Annotated in this window: 23 protein-coding genes and 2 pseudogenes; 16 read left to right on the top strand and 9 right to left on the bottom strand. The window is 64.1% G+C overall.

Translation table 11 applies throughout. The features are described 5' to 3' along the window. Positions 1–107: 107 nt before the first annotated feature. From AQUI_RS30425 to AQUI_RS30420, 3 genes and pseudogenes are all read left to right on the top strand, one after another. Positions 108–254 (top strand): annotated as a pseudogene (locus tag AQUI_RS30425) (IS3 family transposase); the annotation flags it as partial. Between the two features lie 225 nt (positions 255–479). After that, the gene (locus AQUI_RS0125955; protein WP_051372067.1) at positions 480–1,841 is read left to right on the top strand and encodes an IS110 family RNA-guided transposase; all 1,362 of its coding nucleotides are present in this window, start codon (positions 480–482) and stop codon (positions 1,839–1,841) included. After that, positions 1,842–2,057 (top strand): annotated as a pseudogene (locus AQUI_RS30420) (IS3 family transposase); the annotation flags it as partial. A gap of 419 nt (positions 2,058–2,476) precedes the next feature. Here AQUI_RS30420 and AQUI_RS0125950 read toward each other — a convergent pair. Further along, positions 2,477–3,346 (bottom strand): LysR substrate-binding domain-containing protein, encoded by an 870-nt coding sequence (locus AQUI_RS0125950; RefSeq protein WP_027260108.1) that lies wholly within the window; start codon positions 3,344–3,346, stop codon positions 2,477–2,479. Between the two features lie 117 nt (positions 3,347–3,463). Between AQUI_RS0125950 and AQUI_RS0125945 the strand changes: the two genes are divergently transcribed. Together AQUI_RS0125945 and AQUI_RS0125940 are read left to right on the top strand one after the other, a co-directional pair. Next, entirely contained in the window at positions 3,464–5,005 is a 1,542-nt protein-coding gene (locus AQUI_RS0125945; RefSeq protein ID WP_027260107.1) for a trimethylamine methyltransferase family protein, read from the top strand. A 14-nt stretch (positions 5,006–5,019) separates the two neighbouring features. Continuing rightward, positions 5,020–6,111: an aminomethyl transferase family protein gene (locus AQUI_RS0125940; RefSeq protein ID WP_027260106.1), complete on the top strand. Its 1,092-nt coding sequence runs from the start codon at positions 5,020–5,022 to the stop codon at positions 6,109–6,111. 56 nt (positions 6,112–6,167) lie between these two features. On the opposite strand, the gene AQUI_RS0125935 is transcribed toward AQUI_RS0125940, so the two are convergent. Further along, the gene (locus AQUI_RS0125935; RefSeq protein WP_027260105.1) at positions 6,168–7,289 is read right to left on the bottom strand and encodes an aminotransferase; all 1,122 of its coding nucleotides are present in this window, start codon (positions 7,287–7,289) and stop codon (positions 6,168–6,170) included. 132 nt (positions 7,290–7,421) lie between these two features. On the opposite strand from AQUI_RS0125935, the gene AQUI_RS0125930 reads away from it, so the two are divergent. Then, positions 7,422–8,243 (top strand): helix-turn-helix transcriptional regulator, encoded by an 822-nt coding sequence (locus tag AQUI_RS0125930; RefSeq protein WP_027260104.1) that lies wholly within the window; start codon positions 7,422–7,424, stop codon positions 8,241–8,243. On the opposite strand, the gene AQUI_RS0125925 is transcribed toward AQUI_RS0125930, so the two are convergent. The 5 genes from AQUI_RS0125925 to AQUI_RS0125905 form a co-directional block, all read right to left on the bottom strand. After that, positions 8,240–8,581: a zinc ribbon domain-containing protein YjdM gene (locus tag AQUI_RS0125925; RefSeq protein ID WP_027260103.1), complete on the bottom strand. Its 342-nt coding sequence runs from the start codon at positions 8,579–8,581 to the stop codon at positions 8,240–8,242. The genes AQUI_RS0125930 and AQUI_RS0125925 overlap by 4 nt on opposite strands. Positions 8,582–8,682: 101 nt before the next feature. Beyond that, positions 8,683–9,459, bottom strand: coding sequence for a heme ABC transporter ATP-binding protein (locus AQUI_RS0125920; RefSeq protein WP_027260102.1), 777 nt, complete (start codon positions 9,457–9,459; stop codon positions 8,683–8,685). A gap of 9 nt (positions 9,460–9,468) precedes the next feature. Beyond that, positions 9,469–10,545 (bottom strand): FecCD family ABC transporter permease, encoded by a 1,077-nt coding sequence (locus AQUI_RS0125915; protein ID WP_051372071.1) that lies wholly within the window; start codon positions 10,543–10,545, stop codon positions 9,469–9,471. A 1-nt stretch (position 10,546) separates the two neighbouring features. Beyond that, positions 10,547–11,416: a heme/hemin ABC transporter substrate-binding protein gene (locus AQUI_RS0125910; RefSeq protein ID WP_027260100.1), complete on the bottom strand. Its 870-nt coding sequence runs from the start codon at positions 11,414–11,416 to the stop codon at positions 10,547–10,549. Further along, positions 11,416–12,468 (bottom strand): hemin-degrading factor, encoded by a 1,053-nt coding sequence (locus AQUI_RS0125905; RefSeq protein ID WP_027260099.1) that lies wholly within the window; start codon positions 12,466–12,468, stop codon positions 11,416–11,418. The genes AQUI_RS0125910 and AQUI_RS0125905 overlap by 1 nt, the downstream gene beginning before the upstream one ends. Positions 12,469–12,698: 230 nt before the next feature. On the opposite strand from AQUI_RS0125905, the gene AQUI_RS0125900 reads away from it, so the two are divergent. The 6 genes from AQUI_RS0125900 to AQUI_RS0125875 are packed head-to-tail and all read left to right on the top strand — an operon-like array spanning position 12,699 to position 17,476. Further along, a complete protein-coding gene (locus tag AQUI_RS0125900; protein ID WP_027260098.1) occupies positions 12,699–14,798 on the top strand; it encodes a TonB-dependent receptor domain-containing protein in 2,100 nt (699 codons plus the stop codon). A gap of 40 nt (positions 14,799–14,838) precedes the next feature. Further along, entirely contained in the window at positions 14,839–15,267 is a 429-nt protein-coding gene (locus tag AQUI_RS0125895) for a hypothetical protein (RefSeq protein ID WP_027260097.1), read from the top strand. Beyond that, a complete protein-coding gene (locus AQUI_RS0125890; protein WP_027260096.1) occupies positions 15,264–15,905 on the top strand; it encodes a MotA/TolQ/ExbB proton channel family protein in 642 nt (213 codons plus the stop codon). The genes AQUI_RS0125895 and AQUI_RS0125890 overlap by 4 nt, the downstream gene beginning before the upstream one ends. Beyond that, the gene (locus AQUI_RS0125885) at positions 15,895–16,275 is read left to right on the top strand and encodes an ExbD/TolR family protein (protein ID WP_245596999.1); all 381 of its coding nucleotides are present in this window, start codon (positions 15,895–15,897) and stop codon (positions 16,273–16,275) included. The genes AQUI_RS0125890 and AQUI_RS0125885 overlap by 11 nt, the downstream gene beginning before the upstream one ends. Then, the gene (locus tag AQUI_RS0125880) at positions 16,275–16,664 is read left to right on the top strand and encodes an ExbD/TolR family protein (protein ID WP_027260094.1); all 390 of its coding nucleotides are present in this window, start codon (positions 16,275–16,277) and stop codon (positions 16,662–16,664) included. The genes AQUI_RS0125885 and AQUI_RS0125880 overlap by 1 nt, the downstream gene beginning before the upstream one ends. Continuing rightward, positions 16,661–17,476: an energy transducer TonB gene (locus AQUI_RS0125875; protein WP_051372066.1), complete on the top strand. Its 816-nt coding sequence runs from the start codon at positions 16,661–16,663 to the stop codon at positions 17,474–17,476. The genes AQUI_RS0125880 and AQUI_RS0125875 overlap by 4 nt, the downstream gene beginning before the upstream one ends. A gap of 22 nt (positions 17,477–17,498) precedes the next feature. On the opposite strand, the gene AQUI_RS0125870 is transcribed toward AQUI_RS0125875, so the two are convergent. Further along, entirely contained in the window at positions 17,499–18,422 is a 924-nt protein-coding gene (locus tag AQUI_RS0125870) for a LysR family transcriptional regulator (RefSeq protein ID WP_156916945.1), read from the bottom strand. 278 nt (positions 18,423–18,700) lie between these two features. Between AQUI_RS0125870 and AQUI_RS0125865 the strand changes: the two genes are divergently transcribed. Beyond that, the gene (locus tag AQUI_RS0125865) at positions 18,701–21,880 is read left to right on the top strand and encodes a spondin domain-containing protein (RefSeq protein WP_027260091.1); all 3,180 of its coding nucleotides are present in this window, start codon (positions 18,701–18,703) and stop codon (positions 21,878–21,880) included. 44 nt (positions 21,881–21,924) lie between these two features. On the opposite strand, the gene AQUI_RS0125860 is transcribed toward AQUI_RS0125865, so the two are convergent. Beyond that, positions 21,925–23,520: a GMC family oxidoreductase gene (locus AQUI_RS0125860; protein ID WP_027260090.1), complete on the bottom strand. Its 1,596-nt coding sequence runs from the start codon at positions 23,518–23,520 to the stop codon at positions 21,925–21,927. Between the two features lie 108 nt (positions 23,521–23,628). Here AQUI_RS0125860 and AQUI_RS0125855 point away from each other — a divergent pair, with 108 nt between their 5' ends. The 3 genes from AQUI_RS0125855 to AQUI_RS0125845 all read left to right on the top strand — a co-directional run bounded on the left by AQUI_RS0125855 (position 23,629) and on the right by AQUI_RS0125845 (position 26,985). After that, positions 23,629–24,861 (top strand): TRAP transporter substrate-binding protein, encoded by a 1,233-nt coding sequence (locus AQUI_RS0125855; RefSeq protein WP_027260089.1) that lies wholly within the window; start codon positions 23,629–23,631, stop codon positions 24,859–24,861. Between the two features lie 97 nt (positions 24,862–24,958). Further along, positions 24,959–25,627 (top strand): TRAP transporter small permease, encoded by a 669-nt coding sequence (locus AQUI_RS0125850; RefSeq protein ID WP_027260088.1) that lies wholly within the window; start codon positions 24,959–24,961, stop codon positions 25,625–25,627. After that, entirely contained in the window at positions 25,627–26,985 is a 1,359-nt protein-coding gene (locus AQUI_RS0125845) for a TRAP transporter large permease (protein ID WP_027260087.1), read from the top strand. Before AQUI_RS0125850 ends, AQUI_RS0125845 begins: the two co-directional genes overlap by 1 nt. The last annotated feature ends 5 nt before the right edge of the window (positions 26,986–26,990 follow it).

Below are 26,990 nucleotides of genomic sequence, written 5' to 3'. Positions count from 1 at the left end.
ACAGTGCTCTGGGCTACCGCCCACCGGCTCCAGAGGCCATTGTTCCGGTAGACCAAAGGCCAACCATGCACTAACTTTCAACTTGGACCACTCAAGCGGGGCCGCTCATTGGCGTATCGACGCTGAACAAGTGGATCACGACGCACCGCGATACGGAAGTGGTGCCGGACAAAGACTTGGACCTTGCCCGCGAGAATGAACGGCTTCGACGCGAGAACCGCATTCTCAAGGAGGAGAGGGAGATCTTAAAAAAACCGTTCCGGGCCGCTGCCCGCCTGTGCGCGGTAGCAACAGCTTGTGCTACGTTTTGCGCGAAGGGTAGTTGCCGATGGCTTATTGGAGGTCAGACCCCGTTAAAAAACGTGGCACATGGGCTGATGCGCACTTGAGAGTGGTGACGCCGCCGTTGCGGCGATCCCGGTTAGGAAGATGACGAACTTGCATGGCCCACGCCCTTCGCCTGGAACGGAGGAGATGCCATGACAAAGGTTAATACCGTTGACCACCCGGATTTGAAGATGGTCAGTCCCAATGCGGCGGCGATTGACATCGGTTCGACCATGCACATGGCAGCTGTGAACCCGGACACTGGCACCATGCCGGTGCGTGCCTTCGGGACGTTCACCCAGGACCTGCACGATCTCGCCGCCTGGTTTCGGTCGTGCGGTATCACCACTGTGGCGATGGAATCGACCGGCGTCTACTGGATACCGGCCTTCGAGATCCTGGAAGAGCACGGCTTCGAGGTCATCCTCGTCAATGCCCGCTATGCCAAGAATGTACCGGGTCGCAAAACCGACGTCAGCGATGCCGGATGGCTGCGCCAGTTGCACTCTTATGGGTTGCTCCGCGGCAGCTTCCGGCCTGAGGCCGAGATCGCCACGCTGCGGGCTTACATGCGCCAACGGGAACGGCTCATTGAGTACGCCGCCGCGCATATTCAACACATGCAAAAGGCGTTGATGGAGATGAACCTGCAGCTGCATCATGTCGTCTCCGACATCACAGGCGCGACGGGCATGCGGATCATCCGCGCCATCGTCGATGGTGAGCGTGACCCGGAAGTTCTCGCCGCGTTTCGGGACATCCGCTGCAAATCTTCTGTGGACATGATCAAGGCCGCACTGGTCGGCAACGATCGTGACGAACACGTCTTTGCTCTGACACAGTCGCTGGAACTTTACGACTTCTACAAAGCGCAGATCGAGGCCTGCGATCGCAGGCTGGAGGCAGCTGTTGGAGCGCTGACGGTCCGGGCGGATGGTGATCTGGTTCCACTGCCCAAGGCACGGATCAGGGGCAAGCAGCACAATGCCCCGTCCTTTGATGTGCGGGCTGCGCTATATGGGGTGTTGGGCACAGATCTGACGCAGATCCACGGCCTCGGGCCATCGCTGGCTCTGAAGCTGGTGGCCGAATGCGGCACGGACCTGCGCGCCTGGAAGAGCGCCAAGCACTTCACATCGTGGCTTTGTCTGGCCCCGGGCAACAAAATATCGGGTGGTAAATTGATGTCCTCACGGACACGCAGATCTTCAAGCCGCGCGGCTGCGCTCCTGCGTCTGGCAGCCGTCACGATTGGCCGAAGTGACACGGCCTTGGGTGCGTTCTATCGACGCCTCTCGGCACGGATCGGCAAACAGAAGGCAGTGACGGCCACGGCAAGGAAGATCGCAGTCTTGTTCTACAACGCCATCCGCTATGGCATGACCTATCAAGATCAGGGGGCGGCTGCCTACGACGAACGACATCGGCAACGTGTGCTCTCCAACCTCCAACGCCGCGCCAAGACACTTGGTTATGCCTTGGCGCCTATGCCAGGGGAATGGGCTGTTTCTTAGGAAGGCAACACAGTTCTTCGCGAGCCAAAGGCCATGAGATTTAGATTCATCGAAGAGCACTGCCACATCTTTTCAACGAAACAGATGTGTAAGGTCATGGATGTGAGCCCCCGTGGTTTGCGGGCATTCCGCAGCCGTCCTGCCAGCCGGAGGCAGAGAACTGATCTGGTAGTGCTGGCTCACATCAAGGAACAATCCTGCCTTAGCTTGGGCAGCTAGAAGATTGTTTGCATCCACGCCTTAAGCATCAGAAATTATGTCGATTGTCGCGACTTGCCGCACAAGATGCATATCCGCGCGTGACACCGAAATTTTGGCCAGGCCGGGGATCTCAATATGGTAGGCATTTTTGCCCTTCAGCCGCTCGAAGCTGCTGACATGCGCCGGGTTGACCAGATCGGAGAGGTGGGTTTAGGGGGCCCGGATTTCTTCAACCACAGTTCGACTCCGGTGACCGATCTGCTGCAAAGATGCCAACGCGGCAGTTTATAAAGGGGTGAACCCAGCGGCAAGCGCGACAAGCGGCAAAACGGCAACCATCCCTTGGCTATGCCTGCCGTCCCAGATTTGCATAGCACGTATCAACCGCTGCTTCGTTTGCAGCAGGCAACAATCGCCACCCGGGGCCGCAACCGCTACTGGCTTTGCAGCCAATCGGCAAAAGCCTTGACGCTGGTCTGCAGCCTGCTTTGCCGCGGACGCACCAGGAAGTAGCCATAGTCCGTCAAAGCCTGTTCCGACAGGCGGAACAGCTTGGCCTCTTCCAGTTCGCGCGCAATCAGCGCGTCCATCAGCGCAATCCCCTGCCCGTCGATGACCGCCTGCACCCGCACGTTGGGGTCGGGGATGATCAACGCATCCCGGCGCGCCTGCTGCGGCAGCCCGGCCACCTGCCGCCAGTGGGTCCAGGCGTTGCTGTCATCGTGGTCGCGCAGCAGCGTCATGCTGGAAACCGCCTGTGCTATGCCCTGCCGCGCCACTTGTTCCAGCGCCGCCGCATTGCCAACGGGATAGGCCGGACAAGGCAGAAACGGGGTGATCTCCCCGTCCTCCCAATGGCCGCTGCCCCAGCGGATTGCGATATCCACGCCTTGCGCCTCCAGATCGAACAGCCGGATCATCGGCTGCAGGCGCAGCTGAATATCCGGGTGCTCCTGCATGAACGACATCAGCCGCGGCGACAGCCAGCGGGCGGCAAAATAGGTTGAAACACCTACCGTCAGCGTGCGGCTGGAGACGCCTTTCAGCGCCAGAACCCCGGCCTCGATATCCTCGTAATGGCTTTGACAGGCGGCCAGCAGCTTCTGCCCTGCGGCGGTGATCTCCACCCCGCGGGCATTGCGCTGGAACAGGGCAAACCCCAGCTCTGCCTCCAACGTTTTGACCTGATAGCTGACCGCGCCCTTGGTCATGTTCAGCGCCCCGGCGGCATCTGAAAAACTGCGGTGGCGGGCGATTTCAACAAACAGCCGCAGGCTGTCGTGGTGGCGGAATTCTACAGACATAAGGCAAGCGTATAAATTTCCTGAACGCAGCGCACAAATAAAATCGATTGCCGGACGCGCAGATTCCTAAAATATAGACCCCGGAATATTCACTCGGGAGGCTTCAAGTTGGGAAATATGAACGCTGATACGCATATCACCCAGCGCGGCCGGTCGCGCCGGGGGCGGCTGACCCGGCACAATGCACCTCAGGCAACACCTATCTACCAGCGCCGCAACATTCCCGCCTATGATCTGCTGGAGGATACTGCACTGGCCCGGATCGAGGCCCAGGCGGATTGGATCCTGGAGCATATCGGGGTTGAATTCCGCGGCGACGGTATTGCCCTCGGGCTGCTGGCTGAGGCCGGCGCGCAGGTTGATGGCCCCCGCGTCCGCTTTGCGCCGGGCCATGCCCGGCAGCTCTGCGCCACCGCCCCCGCCGAGTTTCAGCTGCATGGGCGGAACCCTGCCCGCACGGTCACCCTGGGCGGCGATAACCTCGTGCTGATGCCGGGCTATGGCTCCCCCTTTGTCAGCGATCTGGCGCAGGGCCGCCGCTATGCCACGCTGGCGGATTTCGTGAACTTCGTGAAGCTATCTCATCTGTCCCCCGCGCTGCACCATTCCGGCGGCACCGTGGTAGAGCCGACGGACGTGCCGGTGAACAAACGCCATCTCGACATGGTGCTGGCGCATCTCACCCTGTCGGACAAACCGTTCATGGGCGGCGTCACCTCAGCTCAGGGCGCGCAGGACAGCATTGATATGGCGCGGTTGGCCTTTGGCGCCGGCTTCCTGGACCGCCACGCGGTGATGCAGGCCAATATCAACGTCAACTCGCCGCTGATCTATGACGAAACCATGTCCGGCGCCCTGCGCATCTACGCAGCAGCCAATCAATGCGTCTGTATCTCCCCCGCGATCTTTGCCGGCGCCATGGGGCCGCTCTCCCCCGCTGCCGTTGCGGCGCAGACCCTGGCCGAAGCGATGGCAGGCATTGCCCTCACCCAGCTGGTGCGCCCCGGCTGCCCGGTGGTGTTCGGCAGCTTCCATTCCTCGATGAACCTGCGCAGCGGCGCGCTGACCTTCGGCTCGCCCGAGGCGAATCTCGCCACCATGGCAATCACCCAGCTGGGCCGCCGGCTGGGGGTGCCGGTGCGGTCGGGCGGCGGCCAGGTCACCGCTTCAAACGCGCCCGACGGCCAGGCGATGCAGGACAGCACCGGGGCAATGTGGGCGACGCTGCTGTCGGGCGGCCATCAGGTCTGGCATGCGGCGGGCTGGCTCGAAGGCGGGCTGGTGATGTCCTATGAGAAGTTCATTATGGACCTCGACCACTGCGGCGCGATGCTGAAGATGCTGCAGGGCTTCACGGTGGAGGACGAGGATTTTGGCCGCGACGCCTACGGCGAGGCCGGGCCGGGCGAGAACTTTCTCTCCACCAGCCACACCCTGCGCCATTACACCACCGCCAATTATGAGCCGCAGATCCCCGATGCCGGCCCCTACGAGACATGGGACGAAAACGGCCGCCAGACTGCGGACGAACGCGCAACAGCACGCTGGCAGCAGATGCTGGCGGAGTATCAGCCGCCGCCGATGCCGAACAGCACCCGCTCGGCCCTGAACAACTTCGTGGCGGACCGCAAAGCCGCCATGCCCGACGAATGGTATTAGAAAGGGACCCCCGAATGACCGAAGAACTCAGCCGCACATCGGCGCTTGCCTCCCGCCACACCGCCCTTGGATCGGGGTTGGAGGACTGGAACGGCATGGGCACCGCCTGGAGCTACAGCTCCGACCCCAACGACGAACACGACGCGGTGCGCGAGCGGGCGGGCATGTTCGACATGTCACCGCTGAAAAAGGTCTTTGTCCGCGGCTCTGATGCGCAGGCCGTACTGGACCACCTGACCACCCGCGACCTTAGCAAAGTCACGCCCGGCAAGGCAGCCTACCTGTGCGTTCTGACTGAGGCCGGCGGCATTGCAGACGACGCCATCGTATCGAACAACGGCGGCGGCGAGTGGATGATCGTGCATGGCTCCGGCGATACCATGGCGCTGCTTGAAGCCTCCGCTGAAGGCCGCGACGTGTTCCTGGAATTCACCGACGACCTGCATGACGTCTCGGTGCAGGGCCCGTCAGCGCTGGAGATCCTGAACGCCCACTGCGACACCGACCTCGCCGCACTGCAGTATTTCGAGCACACCCCGGCCACCCTGTTCGGCCATCCCTGCCGGATTTCACGCACCGGCTATTCCGGCGAGCGCGGCTATGAGATCTTTGCCGGCGCCGCCGTGATCACCGACATCTGGGACCAGCTGGCGGCGGCCGGTGTGATGCCCTGCTCCTTCACCGCGCTGGACAAGGTGCGGATCGAGGCCGGGCTGCTGTTTTATGGCTACGACATGACCGCGGACAACACTCCCTGGGAGGTTGGCCTGGGCTTCACCGTCAGCGCGTCCAAGGGCGATTTCCGCGGCAAAGACGCGGTGATGGCGGCAAAGGGTGCTGCGAGGATCGGCAATGTCTGCCTCGATATCGATCACCCGGACATGGTTGAGGGCGGCGAGACACTGTCTCTGGACGGCGAAGACATCGGCGTGATCAACAGCCCCTGCTATTCGCACCGGCTGGGCAAATCCCTGGCGCTGGCCCATATCCGCCCCGGCATTGCCACCGGTAGTGTTCTGAACGTCGCCAGCGAAACCCTGAAAACCACCGCGACGGTAACCAGCAGCCCGGTTTACGACCCGCAAAAAACCCGCACCCACGGCTGAACCGCCGTGCAGAACCTGGCAGGAGGCCGGCGTTCAAACTGCCGGCCCTCTGCGCCCTAGCCTTGCGCCGCCAGAAACGCCGACACCCGCGCCAGGCCTTCTTTCAGGATCTCCGGCCCGTTGGCGTAGCCAATGCGGACATACCCCTCCATGCCCAGGGCCGACCCTGGTGTGAACATCACCCCCGTCTGTTGCAGCAGCGCCACGCAGAACTCGCGCGACGTCATCGGCAGATCGTATTTCAGCAACGCCGTGGTACCCGAGCGCGGCTTTACCCAGGACATCCGCGGCTCCTGATCCACCCAGCCTGCCAGAATTGCCAGATTGCCGCGGGTGATGCGCTGGCTGCGCCCCAGCACCTGATCGCGGCTCTCCAGCGCCAGCGCGGCAAAATGGTCGTCGATCATACCCACGGAAATGGTGTCGTAATCGCGGTGAATGGACACCGCCTCAATTACCTCCCGCGGCGCCGCAATCCAGCCCAGCCGCAGCCCCGCCAGGGAATAGGCTTTGGACATGCCCGCCGTCGAAACCCCCTTTTCATAGATATCCGCGATCGAGGCGGTCATGCCGTTCCCCTCCTGATCGGTGCCGCGGTAAACCTCGTCGCACAGGATCCAGGCGCCGGCCGCACGGACAATGGCGGTGATCTCCTCCAGCATCTCCCGGTCCATCAGCGCGCCGGTGGGATTGTTAGGATTGTTGATGGCAATCAGTTTTGTGCTTGGCGTGACCAGAGCGCGCAGCGCATCAAGATCCGGCAGAAATCCGTCTTCCTCGCGCAATTGCAGCTGATGCACATCGGCGCCGATGCTGGCCGGGATCGAATAATGCTGCTGATACGTTGGCACCACCGCCACCACGCGGTCGCCGCGCGACACCAGCGCCTTATGCACCAGCATATTGGCGCCGATGGTGCCATGGGTGACGATGGTGTTTGCCACCTCCTGCCGCGTGTACAGCGCCGCAATGGCGCGCCGCAGCCGGTCCGAGCCCTCAATGGCGCCATAGGTCATCTTCATGCCCAGGAGGTCAGACAGGTCTGCGCGGGTCTTGCCCGCCAGCTGCAGCAGCTCTGCGATAGTCAGGCTTTCAACGCAGGTCTCGGCCAGGTTCCATTCGCATTTGGTCTCCCATTCGTTCATCCAGATTTCAACGCCAAAGGGATCTATATGCATGGGGTTGCTCCTTATGCTCAGGCACGGCCGCCACCCCGGACCCTAGGCTGCCTTCCCGCTCCTTGCCATCATCCCCAAGGATGATGCGCCGCGCGCCCGGCCGTGCTATGGCGCCCGGACCGGGAGGCGACTGTGGAATTCCAAGGCACTGACATCGCAGGGGCGGCCCAGGCATTGGCCAGCGTCATCGACGGTCACGGCAGCGCGCCGGATCTGATCGCCGCCGCGGGCCATCTGCTGCCCTTCACCGCCGCCTTCTGCGTGGTCAACCGCAAGGGCCGGCGCCCGGTTTACTTGTGCGACACCTATCCCGAAGGCACCGCCAAAGATGCGGTGCAGCTTTATGCCGGCAGCACCTATCTGCTGAACCCGGTCTATAACGCAATCCTCGACGGGCTGCCGCCGGGGCTGTACCGGATGGCGGACCTGGCGCCCGACAATTGGAACCTCTCCCCTGAAACTCCCAGCATTCTGGTCGAAGACACCGAGGAAATCGGCTACCGCACCCCCGGCTGGCCCGCCGGGCTGCAGGAACTCACCCTGCTAGTGGCGCTGCCAGAGGGGGCCATGGGCGAAATCAGCTTTGCCCGGCCCGCCGCCGACGGCGGTTTTCCCGACAGCCTGCTGGCCCGGCTGCGCCCCTTCCTGCCGCTGTTTGCGGCTGCCTTCCGCCAGCTTTGGTCCCACCATACGGACAGCCCGGTCCCGGCAGAACCGGACCGGACACTGCAGGACTTCGCCCGAAGCACCCTGTCCCCGCGCGAGGCAGAGACCGTGCAGCTGATCCTTAAGGGGCATTCCAGCCTGTCGATCAGCCTGACCCTGGGGATTGCTCTGCCGACAGTCAAAACCCACCGCAAAAATGCCTATGCCAAACTCGGCATCAGCACCCAGCAGCAGCTGTTCAACGCCTTCCTGCAATGGCAGGGCAAGGCCCGCCGGCAAACTCCTTAGCCGGAGACCTTCTTTACAAACTGGGACTTCAGGCCGATCGGACCGACCCCCGGCACCTTGCAATCAATGTCGTGATCGCCATCGACCAGCCGGATGCCCCTGACCTTGGTGCCAACCTTGATAACCGAAGACGTCCCCTTCAGTTTCAGGTCCTTGATGACCGTCACCGTGTCGCCGTCAGCCAGCAGGTTGCCGACGCTGTCGCGCACTTCGGCGGCCTTGCCGTCAGCCGCCTCCGCCGCCCATTCATGCGCGCATTCAGGACAGATCAGCAGGGCGTCCACCTGATAGGTATAGGCAGAGGCGCATTCGGGGCACGGAGGCAGAGTGTCAGTCATGCCCGCTCCAATAGCCCGTTGGCCGGATGCTGGCCAGACAGAGATTGCTTCCCCCGCCCTCAAGCGCCCTGCCCTCCCCCCTTGTCCCAGCACCCTCTGCCTCAAACCGCGCGCGCCTGCGGCAGCAGGTAGGGCACACCAGCGGGCGGCACCCGGTTCACCGGAACCGGACAGCCATAGACCTGCGCCAGGGTGTCATGGGTCAGCACCTCCGCCGGCACGCCGTCCGCGGCCACCCGGCCTGCATGGACCAGCGTGATCCGGTCGGCAAACATCGCGGTGAGGTTCAGATCATGCATCACCGCCACCACGCCGCCGCCGCGTGCCGCATAGCTGCGCGCCAGATCCATCACCGTGAACTGATGGCCGATGTCCAGACTGGCCACCGGCTCGTCCAGGATCAGCCAGCGCGGCACGCCGTCCCTCACCGGCTCCCAGACCTGCACCATCACCCGGGCCAGCTGCACCCGCTGCTGCTCGCCGCCCGACAGATCCTGATAGAACCGGTGCGCAAAACCGGCCAGATCCACCTGTGCCAGCGCGCGCAACGGCAGATCGCTGTCCGCTGCCGCCAGCCCGGCGCGCAGGCCAAGGCGGACGATCTCCAGCACCGTAAAGGGAAAGGCGATGGCGGCGGATTGCGGCTGCACCGCGCGGATGGCGGCCAGCTGCCAGGGTTTCATGGCGGCGGTATCGTGCCCGTTCAGCAGCACCCGTCCAGAGAACGGCACCTCGCCGGTCATCGCCCGCAGCAGCGTGGTCTTGCCCGATCCATTCGGCCCCGCAATGGCGGTGACCTCGCCGGGGCGGGCCTCAAAATCCACCCCCTTCAGGATGGCGCGGCGGCCAAGCGTGACCCGGATATCATATGCCTGCATCGCGGCCCCCTAAATGCCCATGCTGCCGAAACGGCGCAGCAGGATCCACAGAAAGAACGGCGCGCCCAGCACCGCCGTGATGATGCCGATGGGCAGCTCCGCCGGCGCAACTGCCACGCGTGAGATCATGTCCGCCGCCAGCAGCAGCGAGGCCCCCAGCAAACCCGCGTTGGGCAGCAGGCTGTGGTGGTCCGGCCCGGTGGCCAGGCGCAGCAGATGCGGCACCACAATGCCGACAAAGCCGATGCCGCCGGACACCGCCACCGCCGCGCCGGTGGCGGCCGCAACCGTCAGAATGGCAGTGTTCTTCACCCGCTGCACCGGAATGCCTGTGTGGCCTGCAGCAGCCTCGCCCAGGGCCAGCCCGTTCAGCCCGCGGGCCAGAAACGGCGCCGCCAGCAGCGCCAGCCAGATCACCGGGGCGGCGGCAAAAACCTTGGCCCAGGTGGCGCCGGCCAGCGATCCCATGTTCCAAAACGTCAGGTCCCGCAGCTGGCTGTCATCGGCCATAAAGGTGATCATGCCGGTGCCCGCATTGGCCAGCGCGCTGATGGCAATGCCCGCCAGCAGCATGGTCGCAACCGAGGTCCGGCCGCCGCGGGTGGAAATCCGGTAAAGCACCAGAATGGCGATCCAGCTGCCGAAAAACGCGGCAATGGACACCAGATAGCTGCCCGCCGCCTGCTGAACCGCGGCAGGCAGCGCCGTGCCCAGCACAATCGCAGCCATCGCCGCCAGACCGGCCCCGGCGCTGACACCCACGATGGCAGGGTCTGCCAGCGGGTTGCGGAACAGCCCCTGCAGCAGCGCGCCAGACACCGCCAGCGCTGCCCCCACCAGAACCCCCAGCACCAGGCGCGGCAGCCGGATATCAAACAGGATGATCCGGTCCAGACGGCTCAGCTCGCGGCCCGCCGCCAGATCGCCAAGCGCCCCCCACAGCGAGGTGCCCGAGGCGCCCCAAGCCAGCGAAAACACGGACATCCCCGCCAGCAGGGCGGCCAGCACCACGGTCAACCGCCGCGCCTGCACCCGGCGGTCTGTCCCAGGTCCCGCGGCAGCAGGTGCATCAATGGCCAAGGACATATCAGCCTCCCCCGCCATAAAGCGCCTGGTTCAATTCTGTGATCGCCGAGGCCGTGCGCGGGCCGAAACCAATCAGATGCAGCCCGTTCATCCGCACGATTGCACCATTCTGCGCCGCCGGGGTGGGCTGGATTGCCGGGATCGCCAGCAAATCTTCGGTGCGGATGCCATGATCGCCGCCGCGGTCCATCATCAGGATCACCTCCGGTGCGGCTTGGGCAATGGCCTCGTCGCCCATCGGCTTGTAACCTGCAAACCCCGTCACCGCATTCGCTCCGCCCGCCAGCCGGATAATGCTGTCCGCCGCCGTGTCCGCACCGCCTGCCATGATGCGCCCGCCCTGGGTGGACAGCACAAACAGCACCGTCCGGGGCGCTCCACCTGCCGCCTTTGCCGCTGCAGCCTGGGCGGCGGCGATTTCCGCGCTCACCTGCCCGGCCAGCGCCTCAGCCGCGTCTTGCCGGCCCAGGGCGGCGCCCACAGTGCGGATCTTGCGGGCGATGCCTTCGGCACTGAAGTCTTCGGGCACGCTGATGTAGTCCACCTCTGCCGCCCTCAGCACGTCCAGCGTCTCCGGCGGCCCGGCGCCCTCAATCGCCAGGATCATGTCCGGCGCCACCGACAGCACCCCCTCCGGCGCCAGCGCCCGCTGATAGCCGATGTCCGGCAGCTGCCGGGCCTCCGCCGGAAAGACAGAGGTTGTGTCACGGGCGATCAGCCGGTGCTGCTGGTCCAGCGCATAGACGATCTCGGTGACCGAACCGCCAACCGAAACGATGCGGGTGGCCGGATCCGCCAGCGCCATATGGCCCGCAAAAGCCGCAGCAATCACCAGGTTCAACCCCAGATACAGACGGGACAGCACAGACATCAGGCCATCTCCGCCGCCGCAAGGGAGGCCAGGCTTTCGACAATGCCGTTCCATTCGGGCCGGTGATCCTTGGCCTCTGACCGGCGGCCAAAGACCTGCAGGATAAGGCCGCCCGCCGCGTCAAACGCCTCAACCGAGACCGCATCGCCGCGCTGGGTGGGTTTGGTGACCGCCCAGACCTCGGCAATATGCTCCAGCCGCAGATGCAGGTCAAAGCCGGGGTCGAGGATATTCTGCCACGGCCCCATTCCGCGCAGGGTTTTCACCGGGCCGCTGTGGATTTCGATGCAGCCCATATTGCCCACGAAAATCATCACCTCAACGCCCTGATCGCGCACCGCTTGCAGCATGGTGTTTACCGCACCCGTCTCCAGCGCCCGCGCCAGCGGCTCACCGGCAAGCCGATAGGCGCCCAGCCGGTTCATCTTCAGCTTTGAAGTCAGCCGCATAAACTGGTGGGTGTCGGTCATCCTGGCCCATTCCGTGCGCAGCGCATCGGCCTTGTCCGGATTGCCCTTGGGCGGCTCCGCCGGTTTGCGCGGTTCCACCGCCAGCGCCTGGCTCTGGTCCTCCAGTTTCAGGTCTGCCACCAGCTGCGCCCAGGCGGACAGATCCGAGGCATCGCGCAGATGCACCTTATGCACCGCATCCCCGGCCGCATCAAAAATCTGGATCGACCGTTTCACACCCTTGTCCGTTTCCCGTTCCACCGCAAAGGCGGTGACGAAATGTTTGGGGAACAGCCGCAGGTCAATCGCATCGTTCAGGATCATCGATGCATGCTGGCCCGAACGGTAATTGTCATAGACCCCCACCTTTTCGATCACGCAGGAGGTGTTCCGGGTCAGCGCCATCACCTCGCCCAATGCGGCAAGCCGCGGCATGATGCCGTCCGGGGCGGGATTGATGCGGGTCACGCCTTCGCCTGCATAGGCCGCCACCAGCTGGCCTTCGGAGATGCCAATGCGGTCGGCAAAATCACGGTCGCGCAGCGCGGAATGCTCAGCACGTGCGGCGCGGATCGCCGCCGGCGTCATCGGGATATCAGTCATATCAGCCCTTTCAGCTGTGAGATTGGAAAGGGCTGGCAACGGCGGCAGATAAGGCGCGCAGCAGCTGGCCGCCGCATTTTACGGCGCGTTAATTTATGTTGACTGTTTCTATCACCTTTATTAACAGGCTCAAGCGGAATTTGTGAATCCGCAAAATCAAACCAACGACCTCGCCAGCCCCGACGCAAGCATCCGGTTCAACAGAACAGACAGATGCGAAGGGACGCGAGATGGGGAAACACCACAAGAAACGGCAAAGCGGGTGGCTCCTGCTAAGTACCGTTTCAATGCTGGGCCTGATGGCCAGCGCCGGCAGCCTGGCCGCACAGGATATCATTGAGGACACGGATTTCCTGGGCACGGTGGACCTGGGCCAGGGCAAGCGCGAGGTGCAAACCGGCACCGCGGTGCCGCTGACCGTGATCACCCAAGAGGAAATCGACGACCGCCAGGCCGGCACCATCGGCGAGCTGATCGACTCGGTGCCCGGCGTCAACCTGGTGAACGGCAACACCCCGCGCGGCGCCGGCATCAACATCCGCGGCTTCGGCGCCACCAGCAGCTTTGGCACCGACCAGAAGGTCCAGGTGATCGTCGACGGCGCCTCCACCGGCTCCGAGGAGCTGTACCGCATCGGCACCCAGCTGTTCACTGACCCGGAGCTGTACAAAGAGGTCTCGGTCCTGCGCGGCACCATCGGCAGTTTTGAATACGGCTCCGGCGTCATCGGCGGGCTGGTCAAACTGGATACCAAGGACGCCTCGGATTTCACCGGCGGTGAAATCGGCCTGCGTTTCCGCCAGACCCTGCAGGCCACCAGCAACGGCGAAGGGTTCGCCACCTCCTCGATCATTGCCTGGCAGCCGCTGGAGAATTTCGAGCTGCTGCTGAACTACACCCTGCGCGATACCGCCGAATACGACAATGGCGGCGGCATCCAGGTGGCCAACACCCAGTCGCGCACGCCCTCTTACCTGATCAAGGGCAAATACAGCTTTGGCGATGCCGGCGAGCATTCCATCACCGCCTCGCTGAACGACAGTGTAAACGACGAAAAAGACGTGCCCTACGATGGTTTCGGCACCACCAGCACCAGCTTTGGCAGGGTCGACCGGCGCATTGATAACCGGGTTGCAGGTATCCGCTACCAGTGGAACCCGGTTGGCAATGATCTGGTCAATCTGGACGTGAACCTGACCTATTCGGATCAGGAAATCACCCAGTCCTACATCGCTGGCAGCGCCTTTTGCGACGACGGCGGCGTGGTCCGCGCCGATCCGAACTGCGCCCGCAGCGGCCCGGCGGGAACCCCCTTCAGCAGCGCCACCCAGGACGCCGACCACCGCTATGAGACAACCAAGCTGACGGTCAAGAACAGCAGCTATTTCACCACCGGCGCTGCCACCCACGACCTGCGCGCCGGAGTTGAGCTGTCGCGCCGCGAGCGCCTCAATGCTTCCTCCGCGCCGGGCGGCACCGCCAAACGCTATGCGGTGTTTGCTGTCGATGACATCTCTATCGGCCGCTGGACCGCCACCCCGGCCCTGCGTTATGAGTCCCAGGAGATCGAGGCGCATGACGGCTCGCAAAACCACGACGCCTCGGCGCTGATGGGCGGGCTGTCACTGCGCTATGAGTTTGATACCGGCTTTGCCCTGTTCGGCAGTGCCGCCTATACCGAAAACCTGCCGGTGATCGACGATCTGGACAATGCCGCCCGCATCGGTGTTTCCGAACGCTCGCACACCTATGAAATCGGCGCCTCTTATGCGGCGGCGGATGTGTTCACTGCAAACGACAGCCTGGCGGTCAAGGTGAACTACTACCAAAGCCGGCTGCGCGACATCACCTCCTATGTCAGTTCCGTCTCCCTGCCCACGCCGCCCTTCTTCGCCTTTGTCCCGCTCGACAAGGTCGACACCAGCGGGTTCGAGATCGAGGCCAGCTATGCGCTGGACTCCGGCTTTTATGCGGACCTCAACGCCAACCTGCCCGACGGCGAGGAGTTCCTGACCGGCACCGTCTCGCGCTGGCGCAACCTGGCGGCGGACGATCTGCGCCTGACCCTGGGCAAACGCATCGGCGAGACGCTGGATCTCAGCTGGGAACTGGTGGCGGCGAAATCCGGATTTGATGCCGCAGGAACGGCTGTGGCGGGCTACGGCGTCCACAATCTGCGCGCCACCTACACCCCGCAGTCCGGTCTGCTGCAAGGCGCCGAGATCCGTTTCGGCGTTGAGAACGCCTTTGACCGCGCCTACCGGCCCAGCCTCTATTCCCGCGACGCTGCGGGGCGCAACTTCAAGCTGACGCTGGCCAAAACCTTCTGATCCCACGGAAAAGCTCCGGAACCCCCCCAAGAGGTGCAACATGGCACATGGACGTAAATCCCTGAAATCCCTGTTTCTGGCTGCCACCCTGGCGGCAAACGGCGCAGCGGCGGAAGATGCCGCCAAACCGGGTATCTCCATCGAGCTCAGCGCGGCTGAGGCGGCGGGCGATGCCTGCAAGCTGTCCTTTGTGGTGCAGAACACTCATGCCAAGGACGTCGATCAGGCGGTTTATGAAACCGTCCTGTTCGGCGCCCAGGGCCAGGTCGCGCGGCTGACACTTCTTGATTTTCAGGATCTTCCTGCCGGGCGCCTGCGCGTGCGGCAGTTCCAGTTCCCGCAGCCCTGCGACGGCATCAGCCGGGTTCTGATCAACGGCGCCGGCACCTGCACCGGCGACGGCCTGCCCGACGGCGCCTGCAGCCGCGGCCTGCGCCTCAGCTCCAAAGTGATGGAGCTGGCAGGATGATCATCGTGCAGAACGCCTTGAACAAGGTGCTGAACCTCGGCGGCCCGGTTGTGCTGCTGCTGCTGGCGGTCTCAGTCCTGACAAGCGCCTTGGTGCTCTACAAGATCTGGCAGTACCGCATGGCACGGGTCGGCCAGCACCGCGCCCTTGCGGCGGCACTCGAAGCCTGGGACCGGGGCGAGGCAGACGCGGCCCGGCACAGCCTCAGCCACAGCAAATCCTATCTGGTGCCGGTGATGCGGCTGGCGCTGGACGGCCCCCCGGACCAAATGCTGGCCGACCGTGCCGACGCCGAGGCCGAAGAGCGTTGTTCCCGGCTTGAACGCGGCCTGGGAACGCTGGACATGGTGGCCCAGCTGGCGCCGTTGCTCGGCCTGTTCGGCACCGTCATCGGCATGATCGAGGCATTCCGGAACCTGCAATCCGCGGGTGCCTCGGTGGATCCGTCGCTGCTGGCCGGCGGCATCTGGGTGGCGCTGCTGACCACCGCCGCGGGTCTGGCAGTGGCGATGCCGACCTCGCTGGTGCTCAGCTGGCTGACCGCCCGGATGCAGCGCGAACGGGTCTTTGCCAACCGCGCCCTGCGCACCGTCTTTGCCCCGGCCGCCCCGCCCCTGCAGGTGGCTCATGACGGTTAAACTGCAGGGTCCCAGACGCAGACGTCTGTCGATGACCTCGCTGATCGACGTGATCTTCCTGCTCCTCTTGTTCTTCATGCTGACTTCCACCTTCTCGAAATTCGGCGAGGTGGAACTGATGGCCGCAGGCCAGGGCGCCGACAGCAACGGCAAGCAGATGCTGTTTGTCACCCTCGGCGCGCAAAGCCTGACCCTGAACGGCCAGCCCGCCGATCTGGAGCGGATCGCTGGCCTGATCCGGCTGCAGCCGCAATCCGGCGGCCATCTGGTGCTGATCAGCCCCGGCGCCGGCGCCTCCTCTCAGCGGCTGGTGGACCTGCTGTCCGAATTGCGTCGCGTTGAAGGCCTGCAAACCCTGGTGCTGGGCTGATGCGCATCAAACCGCCCGCCACCGCGCAGAAGGAGCCAACAATTGCCTTGATCAACATCGTGTTCCTGATGCTGATCTTCTTCATGATCGCCGGCACCCTGGCGGTGCCGCTGGACAAGGATCTGACCCTGATCGAGGCAAAGGATCTGGAGGGCCGCGAACCGCCCGATGCGCTGGTGATCCACGCCGACGGCCGTCTGACCCTGCGCGGCGAGGTACTGCCGGACGCCGCCGCCCATGTGGCCGCGCTGACCGAAGACGACCGCGAAGCCCTGCGCATCGTGCCCGATCGCAACCTGCCCGCACGCGACCTGGTGCAACTGGGCAACGCCCTGCGCGCCGCCGGTGCCAAACGGGTGCTGATCGTCTCCGAAAGAGCGCTGCAATGAAAGTGCCCCGCTCCCGGCTGGCAGGTGCGGCAGCCCTGTTCCTCGCCGCCGCCGCCCACGCAGGCGCTGCCTTTCTGACAGACCGCGAACAGGCCGAGCAGGCAGGCGGCCAAACCGACCTGGCGGCACACGGCTTTGCCTTTGCCGATCTGGCGCAGGGAACTGACACCCCGGTGGAGGCCGAAAATACCCTTGCGGCGGAACATCCGGTGCAGGACACCCCGCACAAACCCGCCCCCGAAACGGGGCAGCCGGTTGCTCCCGCAGCAGCAAAGCCCGCCGCCGTGCCAAACACCAAACCGGCCCTGCCATCCCGTCAGGCGCAGCCCGTGGTGCAGACACCAGCCCAACAGCCTGCCAAACCCGCAGCACAGCAACCAATGCCCGAGGCAAAACCGGACCCCGCCCCGCAACCCCAGCCCAAACCCCGCAAAGCCGCCCCGCGCGGCAACAGCGATCAGAACGCGGCACAGGGCACCGCCGCAGGGCGCGCGGCAAAACCTGCAGGGCAGGCCACGCAAGCCCCCGGCACCGCCAAGCAGCAGGGCAACGCCGCGGCAGACAACTACCGCGGCCAGGTGCTGCGGCGGGTGATGCGGGCCAAACGGCAGCGGGTCAATATCCGCGGCGCCGCCCTGGTACAGTTCTCCATCGCCGCAAACGGCGCCCTGCGCGCCGCCAGCATCGTCAAAAGCTCCGGCTCCGCCAAGCTCGACAGCATCGCCCTGGCCCAGGTCCGCCGCGCCGCCCCCTTCCCGGCACCGCCTGCAGGCGCCAGAACCACCTACACCGTCCGGATCAAAGGCAAGTAACAGCGCCCAAACGCGCAGCCGGTCAGTTGCCCGCCAGGGCGGTCTTGCAAATCCGGGTGACAAATTCCTGCACCGTCTGAATCCGTGCCATGCCGCTGGTATCGGGATGCATCAGCAGCCACAGATCCGCCGTGGCTTGCAATTGCCCCGGCAGCAGCTCCACCAGATCCGGATGCGACCGGCCCAGGTACTTCGGAAACGGCGCAATCCCCAGCCCGCTTTTCACCGCCTCCATCTGGGCAAAGATACTGTCCGTGGTCAGCGCCACATTGCAACGCTCTGAGATCCCCGCGAACTCTTGGCATTGCACCGTCTGCGCCATATCCCCCGAGGCGGCAATGACGTTGTGCCCCGCCAGATCCGCCGCGGTTTCAAATTCCCCGATCTCGTCCAGATACAGAGATGAAGCATAAATCCCGAACCCCACCGCCCCCAGCTTGTGGCCCACCAGCCGCTCCTGGCTGGGGGTGCCGATGCGCACGGCAATGTCGGCCTCGCGGTTCAGCAGGTTCACCTTGCCGGTCGACAGCAGCAGCTTAACCCGCAACTCAGGATGCAAATTGTGCAGCTCGCGCAGCTGCGGCGCCAGCAGGGTCTGGCCCAGCCCGCTGGGGGCAGCCACGGTGACCGTGCCCGCCAGCTGGCCGTCGTTGCCGGACACCGCCTCGCTGATCAGCCGCGCCTGATGCTCCATCTGCTCGGCGCTGGCCAGGATCCGGCTGCCGCAACTGGTCAGCTCCACACCCGAAATGCTGCGGTCGAACAAGGTGGCCGACAGTGCCGTCTCCAGCTCCCGCAGCTTGCGCCCGACCGTGGCCGGGCTTTCCGCCAGCTGCCCCGCCGCCCGCGCAATACTGCCCGCCCGTGCAGCCGCCAGAAAGAACCGGAACAGATCCCAGTTCTGGCTCATCACGGGGGCGGGTCTGGGGCCGGAAACGGTTTGCATCACGCCGGAAATCTCATGTGACAACAACAGGGCGGCGGCAAGGACAGCCTATCTTCAGCTACTGCCAGCCCCGTTGTAACACCACTCAAATTTACTTGTGCCGCTGTGAACTTGAAAAAAATCCGCACCTTCTCAGCACTTTACGCGAAAATCTCCGCTTTCTTCCAAATGACGCGCAGCGCTTCAAATCTGATGCGTTGCGTTTTTCCCGCCCCCTCACAGCTTCAATCGCAACCGCGCGCAAACGGAGCTGCGCCGGTGCAATTGGAGGAAAGACAATGACTGTACAGAACAACATGGGCCCGATCACCGGGACAGAAGGCCCGGACCCTCTCATCGGGACAAATGCCAGTGAGGAACTGCAGGGGCTGGGCGGCGATGACACCCTGACCGGCGGTTTGGGGGACGATACGCTGGACGGCGGCGCAGGGTCGGACACCGCGAGTTACCGCGACATCGACGTGCCGGTCGCGGCCGCGCTGCGCACAGGCACCGCCACCCGCGAGACCGGCTTTGCAGTGGTGGTGGTGGATCAGCCGCTGGCGTCGCTGACCACAGACCAGTCCCCCGCGGATCTTGTGGACCAAGCCGCAGGCGGCAATCTTTACTACAACATTCACACCAATGACTTCCCCGGCGGTGAAATCCGCGGCCAGCTGCTGGTTGAAAGCGATGTCGCCGATGGCGGCGTCCGCACGCTGACTCTGGTTGCCGATCTGGATGCCGCGCAGGAACCGGACGGCGCCAGCGACTCGCAGGCCACCGGTCAGGGCCGTGTGGTGATCGTGATCGACGGCAGCAGCATCACCTACAGCTCGGATCTGTCGGTGACCGGCCTGGCCGCATCCGATCTGCTGCCGGTGGCGGGCGTCAGCGCCATCCACCTGCACAACGCCCCCGCCGGGCAGAACGGCCCGGTGATCACCGATATCGTCCAGGATGCAGGCGGCGACGTGAACGGGCTGGACGCCGGTGCCGATGACGGTACCATCTTTGATGAAGTCGTCGAGACCGACACGCTGATCAGCATCGAAAACCTGGAAGGTTCCGATGACGGCGATGATCTGCGCGGCGACAACGGCGCCAATCTGCTGAACGGCAATGGCGGCGATGACATCCTGCGCGGACGCCGCGGCGATGATGAGCTGAACGGCGGTGACGGAAACGACGACCTGCGCGGCAACCGGGGTGCCGACACTTTGGACGGAGGCTCCGGCGACGACGTCTTGCGCGGCGGCCGCGGCAGCGATCAACTGGAAGGCGGCAGGGGGAATGACGACCTGCGCGGCGGCTCCGGCAACGACATCCTCAGCGGCGGCGGCGGAGTGGACACCATCGACGGCGGCGCGGGCATCGACACCAACTCCTTTGCCAATATCAACCAGGGCGCCGCAGATGCCTCAATCGCCGGTGTCACCGTGGTGCTGAACGCGGACGGTTCGGGCACCGCAGCCTATAATGGCGGGGGCGGCAACGGCCCGCTGATCGAGGAAGACTTCACCGGCATCGAAAACATCACTGGCTCATCCAACAACGATGACATCCGCGCATTGGGGGCAGCCCCCAACGCGATTGACGGCGGCGATGGCGACGACTTCATCGCAGGCGGCGGCGGCACCGATGTCCTGACCGGCGGCGAAGGCACCGACACCAACAGCTTCATCAATATCGGCGCCGAAGTTGTCGCCGACCTCGGCTCCGGCAGCGCCTCTTATCAGCCGAATGAAACCACCACCGTGTTCGAAAACTTCAGCGGGTTCGAAAACCTCGACGGTTCGGACAATGACGATCAGCTGTTCGGCGGCGGCGGCGCCAACACCCTGACCGGCAACGGCGGCGACGACCTGCTGGTGGGCCGCGGCGGCAATGACGTGCTGGAGGGCGGCGCTGGCAATGACATCCTGCGCGGCGGCGGCGGCGCTGACATCACCGACGGCGGCGACGGCATCGACACCGCGGATTTCCAGGATATCGGTGCGGCAGTGATTGCCGATCTGAATTCCGGCGCCGCGGTCTATCAGGGGCCGAACGGCGCGGTTGTGGACACGCTCCTGAACATCGAAAACCTGACCGGATCGTCTAACAACGACGTTCTGAACGGCGATGCTGGCGACAACCTGCTGGCCGGGGGCGCTGGCGGCGACACCATCAACGGCGGCGGCGGCAATGACGTGATCCGCGGCGACGCCATTGGCGATGGCGAGGCAATCACTGTCACCGTGACCAACACCCTGGATGAAGGCGGCACCTTCCTGACGCCGGTCTGGTTCGGCTTCCACGACGGCGAAAACTTTGACCTCTGGACGGATGGCGAGGCCGCCAGCGGCGGGCTGGAGCGCATTGCCGAAGACGGCAGCGTCGAAGGCATCGCCGCCGAGTTCAACCAGCAGGTCATCGACGGCGGCGTAGACGCCACCATCATCGGTGGCAGCGGCGCGCCGGGGCCGATCGATCCGGGTGAAAGCGCCAGCTTTACCCTCAATGTGAGTGCCGATCAGGTCGGCCAGGGCTTCTTTACCTGGGCCACCATGATTATCCCCTCCAACGATGCTTTTCTGGCCTCGCCCGACGATGCGCTGCAGGACTTCATCTTTGACGCGGACGGCAACTTTGCCGGGCCGCTGGTGATCGAACGCTTCGGCAGCGACGTTCTGGACGCCGGCACCGAGGTGAACACCGAAGAAGGTGCTGCCTTCCTGAACCAGACCGCCCGCGATCAGGGCACCGCTGAGAACGGCGTGGTCCGCCAGCACGAGGGTTTCAACGGCTCCGAAGGCCTCCCCGGCGGCACGCCGGTGAATGTCCTGGGCGGCACCACCGCGGCAGGCACCATCGTGGATCCGGTTGAGGGCGACTTCACCCGCAACGGCGGCGAGGAGCAGCTGCTGCGCATCGTGGTCGACCTGGCCGAAGGCGGCGCCGATGTGCTGTCCGGCGGTGCAGGCAGCGACTATATCGACGGCGGACGCGGCAACGACCTGCTGCGCGGCCAGCGCAGCGCCGATACCCTGGACGGCGGCGATGGTGCGGATGTGCTGTTTGGCGGCCAAGGAGGCGACCTGGCCGACGGTGGTGCGGGCAATGACCGCATCGTTGGCGGACGCGGGCGCGACACCCTGGACGGCGGCTCGGGCAATGACCGTATCGAAGGCGGACGCGGCGCCGACGTGCTGACCGGGGGGGCCGGCAATGACCAGCTGACGGGCGGCCGCGGCGCGGATACCTTTGTTTTCAAAGAGGGTTTCGGCGATGACGTGATCCGCGATTTCAGCACCTCCGCCGATGGCGAGCTGCTGGATCTGACAGGCGGAAGCTTTGGCTTTGACAGCTTTGATGACCTGTCCGGAGCAATCTCGCAGGACGGCAGCAATGCCCTGATCGACCTTGGGAACGACGGATCGATCACCCTGCTGGATGTGCAGGCCTCTGCCCTGAGCGAGGATCATTTCCTGCTCTAAAACCCGCAGGCGGCGGCAGTCTGCGGAGTGCCGCCGCCTCAGTCTCAGTCAGCAGCCATCACCAGATCGCTGGCCTTTTCACCGATCATGATGGCCGGCGCATTGGTGTTGCCCGAGACGATCTCGGGCATGATCGAACAATCCGCCACCCGCAGCCCCTGCACCCCATGCACCCGCAATCCGGCGTCCACCACCGCATCCGCCCCCTGCCCCATCCTGCAGGTGCCGGTGGGATGATAGATCGACACCGAATTGCCGCGCGCCCAGTCCAGCGTGCCCGCGTAATCCTCCATCTCCAGACCGGCATCGGGCCGGAACTCCGCGGCGATCTTGGACGCCAGCGGATTATGCCGGGCAATGCGCCGGGCAATGTTCACCCCGTCCACCAGGGTCCGGCAATCCGTCTCCGTCGCCAGATAGTTGGGATGAATTTTCGGATAGGTTTTCGGATCCGGCCCATCCAGCCGGATCTCGCCCCGGCTTTCCGGGCGCAGCTGGCACACCGACATGGTAAAGGCCGAAAACGGATGCACCCCTTCGCCGGGGCTGTCCGCCGACCAGGGCTGCACATGGAACTGGATATCCGGCGTTGCCAGCTCAGGCCGGGTTTTCATGAATCCAGTGGCAAGACTGGCCGCCATTGTCATCGGCCCGGCCCGGAACAGCGCGTATTTCAGCGCAATCCGCGCCTGATTGAACAGGCTGCGCACCTCGTCGTTCAGCGTCGGCTCGTTGCATTTGTAGACCAGCCGCGCCTGCAAATGGTCCTGCAGCCCCTGCCCCACGCCCGGCAGATCCACCGCCACCTCAACACCGTTGGCCTTCAGCTGCTCCGCCGGGCCGATCCCCGACAGCATCAGCGTCTGCGGCGAGTTGATGGCCCCCGCCGACAGGATCACCTCCTTGCGCGCCGTGATGCTCTGCCGCTGGCCGGCACGGTCCAGATAGGTCACGCCAGTGACCCGGCGCCCGTCCAGATCAATCTTTTCCACCAGCGCATTTGTGATGATCTGCAGATTGGCCCGCCCCCGCGCCGGTTTCAGGAACGCCACCGCAGCACTGCAGCGCCGCCCGTTGCGGGTGGTCAGCTGGAAATACCCCACCCCCTCCTGCGCGGCCCCGTTGTAATCGGGGTTGAACGGATATCCCGCCTCCTGCGCCGCGGCGACCCAGGCGTCGCAAATCGGGCGCTGAATGCGCATGTTAGAGACAGTCAGCGGCCCGCCCGAGCCATGGAATTCATCCGCGCCGCGCTCCTGATCCTCGGAGCGTTTGAACAGGGGCAGCACATCGTCCCAGCCCCAGCCGTCATTGCCCATCTGGCGCCAGCGGTCGTAATCCTCCTTCTGGCCGCGCACATACAACAGCCCGTTCAGCGAGGACGAGCCGCCCAGAACCTTGCCCCGCGGCCAGTCGATCGAGCGCCCGTTCAGCCCCGCATCGGGCTCGGTCTTGTAGCACCAGTCAACAGACGGGTTATGCATGGTTTTGAAATAGCCGACCGGGATGTGGATCCAGGGGTTTGTGTCCCGCCCTCCGGCCTCCAGCAGCACCACCTTGTTGCGCGGATCCGCACTCAGCCGGTTGGCAATCACGCAGCCCGACGACCCTGCTCCGATAACAATGAAATCTGCTTCCACGACCCTCTCCCGACTCTTTCAAGAAAAAACTTCTATACAGATTGCATGAAATAAGCTAGCTATTTTTGATACCAAACGTCTCAATAATTGATCTTAGGGAGGAAAATTATGGGGATCACCGACAAACTGAACCGCATATCGCGGCGGGATCTGTTCAAGGTTGCAGGCACTTACGGGATGAGTTCGACCCTGCTGGCGGCCGGCAGCTTTGGCGGCGCGATGAGCCTGGCGAATCTCGCCTCAGCTGCGGAATCGACCTATGAAAAGCGCTTTGCCAAACCTGCCAAGCACACGCTGAAGTTCGGCGCCTCAGGCTTTAACGCCCGCAACCTGCTGATCGAACGGGCCGGCGCGCTGGAGTTCGCCCGCGATCTGGAAGCCCGCACCGACGGCGAGATCCGGATTGAATTCATCGGCGACAACCAGATCTGCGGCCAGCTGAGCTGTGTTGAGAAAACCCAGCAGGGCATCGTCGATATCTACGCTGCCTCAACCCAGAACTCGGCCGGCGGCGCGCCCTATCTGAACGTGCTGGACTATGCCTTCATGTTCCCCGGCCGCGCCTCGCAGTATCACTTCCTGTACCACCCCAAGAGCCAGGAAATCCTGCGCGACCCGCTGGAAAAACGCCACGGGCTGAAATTCCTGTTCAGCCACTGTGAGCTGCGCGGCATCCAGCTGGGCCTGAAATACAAGGACGCGCCCACAATCACCAAGCTGGAACAGCTGTTCGGCACCAAGAACCGCGTCACCGGCACCCAGCTGGGCCGCATCGCCATGAAGGCGCTGAACCTGAACCCGGTACCGGTCGCCTGGGAGGAAACCCTGGACGGGTTGAAACAGGGCCTGATCGACGGCGCCGAAACCTGGGCCTCTGCGGTGGCCTATGCCAACATGTCGCCGGTGGTTTCGCAATCCGTGGACCTCAAATTCTTCTGCGGCACCGAGCATACTTCGATGTCGACCAAGGTCTTTGACGGGCTCGAAGGCTACCTGCAGGACGCGGTGCTGGAGAGCGCCTATTGGGCGCAGGCCCATGTGCAGGCCGCAAACGAGGCGGCACTGGTCAAAACAGTCGGTTTCTCCGACCCGCAGCTGCCGGGCACCATGTTTGTTGAAAACGACGTGCGCCCTGCCTTCCTGCCGGACAGCGAAATCCGCATGGCCGAGGAAATGTGCTCGCCCGAGTTCCAGCCGCAGCTGTGGGAGCAATGGCGCGACCGTCTGAACGGCTGGGCCGGCGGCATCGACACCTATCAGGAAATCTACAACATCGCGCGCGAAGTCGACAAAGACATGAAGCCCGAAAACGTGGAACCGCGCCGCTGGTGGAAGGGCTGACCGCAGCCTAGGCTGAAATAACGGGTTCCGGCGCCGCATGACGCGCCGGGCCCCGCCCCTCCGGAACGGGAGACCGGGGGCTTCATGGGAGGAACGAATGACGCTCTGGTCTGATATCAGTGCGATTTTCAGCGCATTTGCATCGCAAGACAGCTGGGAAATCCGCAACGCGTTGCAAAGCAACGCCGCCTGGGTGCTGGGCACCATTGCAGCGGCCCTTGGCGGGGTGCTGGTGATGCTGGTCTACCGGCTGGTGCCGCTGCTGGACCGCCACCTGGAGCGCACCATCATGGTGTGGAGCTATCTGGCTATCGCCTTCATCATTTTCTGGGGCGTGATCGACCGCTTTGTGTTCAAGAACCAGCAGCCCTGGTCCACCACCATCCCGCCGCTGCTGTTCATGGTGATGGCCTGGTTCGGCGCCGCCTTCAACGTGCGCCTGCGCACCCATCTCAGCTTCAATGAATTCCGCACCATCATGCCCCGCTGGGCGCAAATGGGGTGCCTGACCCTGGACGCGGTGCTGTGGTTCGGCTTTGCCGTCATTGTCTTTGTCACCACCACCCGGATGACGGCGCTGTCGGCCTCGAACTTTCAAATCGTGCTGGGCACCGACAGCGTGCTGCAATGGTGGTTCCTGATCACCGCGCCGCTCGCCTTTATCCTGATGATCGGCCGGGTGTTTGAAAACCTCGCCGACGACATCCGCAATTTCCGCAGCGGCGCGCCGCTGATCAAACAGGCCGTGATCGGAGGAGACGTGTAATGGACACCGGAACCTGGGTCACGCTGATCTCGCTTGGAGTCACCTTCCTGTTCATGCTGGGCGTGCCGGTGCTGCTGGTGATCGGCTATTGGGTCATCGGCTGCTCTTTTGTGCTGGGGCTGACGCTCGACAATATGGGCGCCGAGCTGCTGAACGTCTTCAACAAGGGTTTTGCCCTCTTGGCGATGCCGCTGTTCATCCTCACCGGCGACCTGATCAACCAGTCCGGCATTGCCCGCCGCCTGTCCGATTTTGCCTATGCCTGCCTCGGCTGGATGCGCGGCGGGCTGGCGATGGCCTCGCTTGGCGCCTGCGGGCTGTTTGCCGCCATTTCAGGCTCTAACTCGGCGACAACGGCCACCATCGGCTCGATGCTGCACCCGGAGATGGTCAAAGGCGGCTATGACGAGCGCTTCTCGGCTGCCACCGCCGCCGCTGGCGGCACGGTCGGCATCATCATCCCGCCCTCGATCATCTTCATCGTCTACGGCTTCCTGATGAACCTGCCGATCTCGGACCTGTTTGTGGCCGGCATCCTGCCTGGCGCGATGATGGTCATAGGGATGCAGCTGGCCTGCTGGATCATCTGCCGCCGCAATGGCTGGGGCTTCTTGATTCCGCTGCAACTGAACCGGGTTCTGAAGACCGCCTTCGGCGCCTGGCTCGGCTTCTTTGCCATCGGGTTGGTGCTGTGGGGCATCTACACCGGCAAATTCTCCCCCACCGAGGCGGCAGGCGTCACCGTCGGCTTCTGCGTCATCGCGGGTGTGCTGTCCTGGCTGGTGACCAAACTCACCGGCGCCCGGAGCGATAAAACCTGGGAGGAGAAATCTTATGCCGAAATGCTGGTGGTCGAAGGTTTCACCATCCCGCAGATCCCCTCGATCGTCGTGCGCTCGGCGCAGATCACCGGCATTCTGGCACCGCTGATCGCAATCTCCGTGGTGATGCAGCAGATCCTGTCCTTGCTGGGCGCGCAGCAGACCATTGGCGATTTTGTCACCTCGATGGGCGGCTACCACGCGGTGCTGTTCACCTCGATGGTGATTGTGTTCTTCTCCGGCATGGTGCTGGAAAGCCTGCCGGTCACCATCATCCTGGCGCCGATCCTGGCCCCCATCGCGGCCTCTGTCGGGGTTGATCCGATCCACTTCTCGGTGATCTTCCTGGTCGGCGCCTCCATCGGTTTCATCACCCCGCCTTACGGTCTGAACCTCTATGTCGCGTCCGGCGTGACCGGTGTTCCGTATTTCCGCCTGCTCCGTTATACCGTCCCTTACCTTGCAGCCCTGATCGGGGTCTGGGTGCTGGTCTCGCTGGTGCCCGATTTCGCCCTGGTGCTGCTGCCCAACAAGTAGGGATT

It is taken from the genome of Leisingera aquimarina DSM 24565 (genome assembly GCF_000473165.1).
GTDB classification, from domain to species: Bacteria; Pseudomonadota; Alphaproteobacteria; order Rhodobacterales; family Rhodobacteraceae; genus Leisingera; species Leisingera aquimarina.
The sequence above is the reverse complement of the archived record's forward strand: the minus strand, read 5'-3'. Positions and strand labels throughout refer to the sequence as shown.

Bases quoted from the DNA above. Each gene is read 5' to 3' on its own strand.
- AQUI_RS0125955 (WP_051372067.1), top strand. From the start codon at position 480: ATGACAAAGGTTAATACCGTTGACCACCCGGATTTGAAGATGGTCAGT.
- AQUI_RS0125950 (WP_027260108.1), bottom strand. From the start codon at position 3,346: ATGTCTGTAGAATTCCGCCACCACGACAGCCTGCGGCTGTTTGTTGAA.
- AQUI_RS0125945 (WP_027260107.1), top strand. From the start codon at position 3,464: ATGAACGCTGATACGCATATCACCCAGCGCGGCCGGTCGCGCCGGGGG.
- AQUI_RS0125940 (WP_027260106.1), top strand. From the start codon at position 5,020: ATGACCGAAGAACTCAGCCGCACATCGGCGCTTGCCTCCCGCCACACC.
- AQUI_RS0125935 (WP_027260105.1), bottom strand. From the start codon at position 7,289: ATGCATATAGATCCCTTTGGCGTTGAAATCTGGATGAACGAATGGGAG.
- AQUI_RS0125925 (WP_027260103.1), bottom strand. From the start codon at position 8,581: ATGACTGACACTCTGCCTCCGTGCCCCGAATGCGCCTCTGCCTATACC.
- AQUI_RS0125920 (WP_027260102.1), bottom strand. From the start codon at position 9,459: ATGCAGGCATATGATATCCGGGTCACGCTTGGCCGCCGCGCCATCCTG.
- AQUI_RS0125915 (WP_051372071.1), bottom strand. From the start codon at position 10,545: ATGTCCTTGGCCATTGATGCACCTGCTGCCGCGGGACCTGGGACAGAC.
- AQUI_RS0125910 (WP_027260100.1), bottom strand. From the start codon at position 11,416: ATGTCTGTGCTGTCCCGTCTGTATCTGGGGTTGAACCTGGTGATTGCT.
- AQUI_RS0125905 (WP_027260099.1), bottom strand. From the start codon at position 12,468: ATGACTGATATCCCGATGACGCCGGCGGCGATCCGCGCCGCACGTGCT.
- AQUI_RS0125900 (WP_027260098.1), top strand. From the start codon at position 12,699: ATGGGGAAACACCACAAGAAACGGCAAAGCGGGTGGCTCCTGCTAAGT.
- AQUI_RS0125895 (WP_027260097.1), top strand. From the start codon at position 14,839: ATGGCACATGGACGTAAATCCCTGAAATCCCTGTTTCTGGCTGCCACC.
- AQUI_RS0125890 (WP_027260096.1), top strand. From the start codon at position 15,264: ATGATCATCGTGCAGAACGCCTTGAACAAGGTGCTGAACCTCGGCGGC.
- AQUI_RS0125885 (WP_245596999.1), top strand. From the start codon at position 15,895: ATGACGGTTAAACTGCAGGGTCCCAGACGCAGACGTCTGTCGATGACC.
- AQUI_RS0125880 (WP_027260094.1), top strand. From the start codon at position 16,275: ATGCGCATCAAACCGCCCGCCACCGCGCAGAAGGAGCCAACAATTGCC.
- AQUI_RS0125875 (WP_051372066.1), top strand. From the start codon at position 16,661: ATGAAAGTGCCCCGCTCCCGGCTGGCAGGTGCGGCAGCCCTGTTCCTC.
- AQUI_RS0125870 (WP_156916945.1), bottom strand. From the start codon at position 18,422: ATGCAAACCGTTTCCGGCCCCAGACCCGCCCCCGTGATGAGCCAGAAC.
- AQUI_RS0125865 (WP_027260091.1), top strand. From the start codon at position 18,701: ATGACTGTACAGAACAACATGGGCCCGATCACCGGGACAGAAGGCCCG.
- AQUI_RS0125855 (WP_027260089.1), top strand. From the start codon at position 23,629: ATGGGGATCACCGACAAACTGAACCGCATATCGCGGCGGGATCTGTTC.
- AQUI_RS0125850 (WP_027260088.1), top strand. From the start codon at position 24,959: ATGACGCTCTGGTCTGATATCAGTGCGATTTTCAGCGCATTTGCATCG.
- AQUI_RS0125845 (WP_027260087.1), top strand. From the start codon at position 25,627: ATGGACACCGGAACCTGGGTCACGCTGATCTCGCTTGGAGTCACCTTC.